Origin of the sequence: Zarconia navalis LEGE 11467, from assembly GCF_015207075.1 — a bacterium.
GTDB lineage: Bacteria > Cyanobacteriota > Cyanobacteriia > Cyanobacteriales > Geitlerinemataceae > Zarconia > Zarconia navalis.
In genome coordinates, this window is record NZ_JADEXN010000407.1 from 1 (window position 1) to 5,262 (window position 5,262).

Annotated in this window: 5 protein-coding genes; 1 reads left to right on the forward strand and 4 read right to left on the reverse strand. The window is 49.5% G+C overall.

The window, feature by feature from the left end; all coding sequences use genetic code 11:
• The 3 genes from IQ235_RS18125 to IQ235_RS18135 form a co-directional block, all read right to left on the reverse strand.
• Positions 1 to 695, reverse strand: a 695-nt coding sequence (locus tag IQ235_RS18125; RefSeq protein WP_264322816.1) for an ATP adenylyltransferase family protein, incomplete at its 3' end; no start/stop codon positions are given.
• Between the two features lie 146 nt (positions 696 to 841).
• Positions 842 to 2,209 (reverse strand): folate/biopterin family MFS transporter, encoded by a 1,368-nt coding sequence (locus IQ235_RS18130; protein ID WP_264322817.1) that lies wholly within the window; start codon positions 2,207 to 2,209, stop codon positions 842 to 844.
• Between the two features lie 154 nt (positions 2,210 to 2,363).
• Complete coding sequence (locus tag IQ235_RS18135; protein WP_264322818.1) at positions 2,364 to 3,194, reverse strand: Rpn family recombination-promoting nuclease/putative transposase; 831 nt, start codon at positions 3,192 to 3,194, stop codon at positions 2,364 to 2,366.
• Positions 3,195 to 3,456: 262 nt separating this feature from the next.
• On the opposite strand from IQ235_RS18135, the gene IQ235_RS18140 reads away from it, so the two are divergent.
• A complete protein-coding gene (locus tag IQ235_RS18140; protein WP_264322819.1) occupies positions 3,457 to 4,626 on the forward strand; it encodes a DUF58 domain-containing protein in 1,170 nt (389 codons plus the stop codon).
• Positions 4,627 to 4,689: 63 nt separating this feature from the next.
• Here IQ235_RS18140 and IQ235_RS18145 read toward each other — a convergent pair whose 3' ends face one another.
• Positions 4,690 to 4,959, reverse strand: a complete 270-nt coding sequence (locus IQ235_RS18145) for a DUF2584 family protein (RefSeq protein ID WP_264322820.1) — start codon at positions 4,957 to 4,959, stop codon at positions 4,690 to 4,692.
• Positions 4,960 to 5,262: the final 303 nt, after the last annotated feature.

The following is a 5,262-nucleotide window of genomic DNA, read 5'->3' on the forward strand; positions in this document are numbered from 1 at the left end:
GCTTCTAAGAGGGTGCGATAGCACTTGAGGCTTTCCTCTGCGGCGGCTTCAGGAGATTCGATCGCCCGATCGAGTTTGCCGATCCCGTGGACGAAGTTGAAAGCCGGAATCGTCCCCACCGCACCTTCAAACTCGGCGTTAGCGATCGCCCCAGCAATGGGAATTTGCGGTTCGTCGGCGCTTGTCGGCAGGGGAACCAGTTGTAAGTGCTTGTGGCGCTGGCTTGCTCCAGCGAGGGTTCCGCCATTATAAAACGCTAAACCATCCACTTGTGCCAAACAAGCGTGCAGGGCGGCAAAATCCGATCGCGTCAGCCAGGTATCCTGTTCTTCAAACGCGCGGGTGACGATGAGTAAGTGATGGTCAACGACGTTAAACTTATTCAACAGTCCGACGTGAGTCTGGGAAATATCGGCAACGAATAAATCTTCTTCGTAGGGTAAAAAGGGATTGAAATCTTTGCCCGATGCCGCCGTTTTTTGTGTCTGTTCTTTCTTGGCTTTGGCTTTGCGATCGAGATTGGCTAAAATCCGCACCAAAAACCGAATTCCCCCCGCTTCAACAACCTCGTATTCCGTAGAAATCGGTTGCAGCGCGCCGCAACTGAGGGCATGTTGAGTGCGATCGCACATCTGCTTCCAGAGAGTTCCCGGTTCGAGCAGCAGCGTTTCCGGTGAAGAGGTCGTATCGGACATGATTTCGATGATTGTCGTTAATTATCGTTGAAGAAGACATCGGAAGCTTCGGGGATCGGAATGCGCGCATTTTGCACTTTTCTTTTAATTCTCTTTCCCCCCTTCGGTCACTGAGCTTGTCGAAGTGCCCCCTCTCTCTCCTCTCTCTAAACAACAGTGGGTTCGGATTCCGAAACGGAAGGAACCGGAAGAGACTGAGGTTCCTCAATTTCGGGACTGCCATTGGGAAGCCAACCTAGGAACGGCAGCGGTACCAGAGTACTGAGGTTTGTCACTAGAACCAACAGCCAGAGATTCTCGAAATTCGTCGGCGTAATCGCCATCCAATGCATCAGGACTGCCCCAAATTCGTGGGAAATCACCCCAGCTAGATTCGTCACCGACATCAGCAGGGCAAACAGCGTCGCTTCTACCCCCTTGGGACACAGACGCGCTGCCAAGACCAGAACGGGCATAAAGGCAATTTGTCCCATCACCGTCAGCACTAGGCTATCACCCAAACTGAACCAGCGATCGTCAATTCCGATCGCCCGATTGGCATGGGTCACCAGCAGCAGCGTCGTCATTCCCAAAGCGGCAGAGAGAACCGTTGACCAACCGAAAATGGTACGAAAGGGTACGGTTTTGAAGAAACGCTGAAACAGCCAAACACCCACCAATGCGGCAATACTGGTCACTAGGCGCACTCGCCCCAAAAACTCCGGAGGGAATCCCAGTTCGTTGGTTGTGAAGAAGAAAAATGCCGAATCGGCCGTCGGGGTGGCTTGCCAGATGAAGAGAAATGCCGTGGGTAGCCAGATGGATTTTTGAGAAATTGCTGCTTTGAGTTGTCGGATTTGAGTCTTGACGGTTTCACCGTTCGATCGCCCTGTAACGGGTTCTTCGGCAATTGCCCAGGCTGTCGCACACACCAGCAACGGGAAAGATGCGGTAATCAGAAACACGGTTTGGGTGCTGAATTGTTCTAACAAAAAACCGCTCAAATAAGCTGTCAGCAGTCCCCCAAATGCGGAGGTTCCCCAGCACAGAGATTGGAGAGAACCGGCAGCGCTCAGGGATTCTTTGCGCGCCCGTTCCACCACTAACGAGTCTACAATCACATCGCTCACGGCCACCGACAGAGAACTCAGGGCAATAACCGCAGTGGCCATCCAAGCGGTCTGAACCACAGAACCGAGGGCAATCCAGGAGGTCGCCCCCAGAATGCCTGAAAGAATCAGGTACGGACGGCGACGATACCCGAAAATCGGCAAACCGTCTGAAATAAAGCCAAACAGCGGCTTAACGATCCACGGCAGGGCGACAATGCCCATCATTGCCGAGACCTGTGCCGGGGTTAGCCCTAAATCGTCTTTGAGGAAAAAGCTGACGGCCAAACGCGCCAATCCCAAGATGCCCTGCACGAAGTACACGAGCATGATGGCAATCAGTTCGGGGGTGGGTTCGTGACCGAAGAGGAGTTTTTCGGTGGCAATCTTTTTGAGTTTGGCGATGCCGGTGGGAGGAACGAGCATTTGATAACCAAAGGTTAAGAAATATTTCTTTACTTATCATAGACGTTCTGACTGTCAGTGCGAATTGGGTAGACCCACAGCACGACTAGAACTCATCAGAGCAGCGGTTGCTCGATTCCCCCACGGCAGGAATCCGACAGAGAGCGCCTTTATATCAGTTCTGTTTTTCCCCACGTAATGCTTCGACATCTTTAATACTCAGTCCCGTCGTTTGAGCGATCGTTGCATCGTCAAGTCGATCGAGTAAGTTGCGGGCAATGATACGTTTTTCTTCTTCTCGTCCTAGTGCGATCGCCCCTTGTTGGTCGTAGATAAACATTTCTCGACGTTCTAAATCTTCCAGTTCGCTAGGAGTTAAATTGGCTTGATTGGCAATTTCAAAGGCACGATGCAGTTCGACCACGTCATCCATACCTTCGGGAATTTCCGTGAGCGATCGGGCATATTTAATAAAATAAATCCATTTGTCAGTGATGGTTTCGAGCTGGTTTAGTTTTTTGGTGAATTTTGGCAGTTCGATAAAGACGAGTTCGATCTCGTTTTCTGGATAGATATAGCCATCCTGTTTTTCTCGATACACGAAGCGGGAAATGAGGCTGTCGCGATCGGCGAACATCTCGAAATCGGCGATCGTTAAAGCAATAACGGGTTTTAGCATTCGATAACCTTCCCCGGCTTGCAGTTGAAAAGCATAGGTTTTGGCGGCATTAAATATTACCCGCTTGCCAAAAGCCTGTACGTTTAAAACTTGCATTTCGATGATGACAAGCGTGCCGTCGTTGAGTTTAGCTTTAATATCAAGGTAAGTATCTTTTAATCCTTGTACTCTTGGGGGAAGATTGGGATTAATGATTTCTAAGTCTTCGATCGTCGAATGACCTTCATAAATTAAGGCATTCAGAAAGCTGATGAGAATATCTTTACTCTCGTCTGAACCAAATATTTTTTTGAAGGCGTAATCGGTTTTGGGATTGATAAATCTCATGTTTTTAAAATATTGTTTTACGTACAAAAAATAATTATAGCTTCGCCATCGAACAGAAATAAAGATAACATGAAATCCCTGTAAATTCGTTCTCTAAATGAATCTATTCTCAATAACTGAACGGTGAAAACAGGATAAAAATAGTGATGCGATCGAATTTTGCCAAGATGGGCACTGTCATTGAGGCGATATCCCAGATGCTCGAGCTGTTCTTGGGAAAGGTTAGAGTGAAAACCGGACGTACAAGTACGGAGGCACGATCGTGAAATTGAGGCATCGACTGGAAAACTGGCTGGAAGCTCGTTGGGTGAAACCCGCCTATGCTGGAGGTTTGCTGCTATTTCTGTCTATCTTCTTTTTTGGGGCGGCTACCAATACCATGGCAGGATGGCTGTACGTCATCAGTGGGGCGAGTTTCGCGCTGCTGGGGGTGGCGATGGTGTTACCTCCGCGATCGCTGCGCCAGCTAGAAATCCGCCGTCGTCCTCTGTCCCCCATCAGCGCTGGAGACGAACTCACCCTGGAATTGGAGATTTCCAACCCCCATCCCCAACCGAAAACACTGCTACAAGTACGGGATATCATTCCCCTGAAATTGGGGGAACCCGTCACCGAGACGATCGAAATTATCCCCAGCCACAGCAGCCACAAGTGGACGTACTACCAGCCCGCAGCCAAGCGCGGGGTTTACCACTGGGACGACGTGCAGTTGCGAACTGCTGCCCCCCTGGGGTTATTTTGGTGTCGCCGCCACCGCCAAGTTCCGGGCAAAGCGATTGTCTATCCGAGGGTTTTACCCCTGAGTCGCTGTCCCCTCATTGATGAAAGCGGCATGGAACTGCATCGAAGTTCCCAACAGCGCGATCGGCAGTCGCAAATGGCCACAGAAGGTCTGACAAGGGCTTTGCGGCCCTATCGATCGGGGGACCCCATTCGGTTAATTCACTGGCGTTCTAGCGCCCGTTACGGGGATTTGCGGGTACGGGAACTGGAGGTGTTTACCAGCGGTTGGGATGTGGTTGTGGCGCTTGACAATACGACAAGCTGGGAGGCGGATAACTTTGAGGAAGCGGCGATCGCGGCGGCATCTCTCTATTTCTATGCCAGCCAACGCCAGCTTAACGTTCGTTTCTGGAGTGCGACGACGGGTTTGTTACAAGGGCATCAGGTGGTGCTAGAAGCCCTCGCGGCAGTGTCTTGCGGCGAAACGAATGCCACCGCCAACCCTCCTTCTGCGCCGTCGATTTGGCTGACTCAAAATCCCGATAGCATTAAGATGTTGCCTTCTGGAAGTCGCTGGCTGCTGTGGCAAATGGAACAAAACAGCCCTCGTCGAAAGACTCCAAAAAATAATAATTTTTCGGGGATGACGATCGATAACGAACGTCCTTTACAAGTCCAACTTCAATCGCGGATTTCTGCGGGTTCGTGACGGATTCGGACGAAGCTAAGATACATTTCAATTCTGTATGGAGTCATCGCAATTGCGTGCTGATTAAAATTCTTTCGTAAGCATTGGAACTCGATAAATCCGATCGATTTCAAACTCTAGATTCGTCACCCCATTTTCCCAAACCAGTCTGCAAATTTTAATATCTACACGAGCCAACCAATTCTCATCAACTAAGGGAATGGGAACATCAACGGGGATAATTCTGTAGCCCTCTTTTTGAGCTTGATATCGTTGACCCTTTTCCAATTGGGTTGGATAGCCTTGAGATGGCTTTAACTTTAGAATACTGTTGACTTCACACGGCATTCCCATACTCAAAAACTCCACTTTCTTGAATCGATCGAGACACTATAAATTGGGACTCTTAAAACTTAGGATATACCCAACAGGACGGAATTTAGAGTCAAAAGTCGTTAACCCCTATAAGAATTGCATCGTCAGGTCTGGTGGCCATAACAACATTCAGTTGCACCGATCGACTTATCTTAATTTTTCAGTTCGATTTGACGATCGATCGTAGCTATCTCCACAGAATAATATTACTGCCTCTGGTATTCCAAAACACCGATCGCCATCGAGAAAAGTCCCACTCGATGACTCAACCCACCCCTAGCC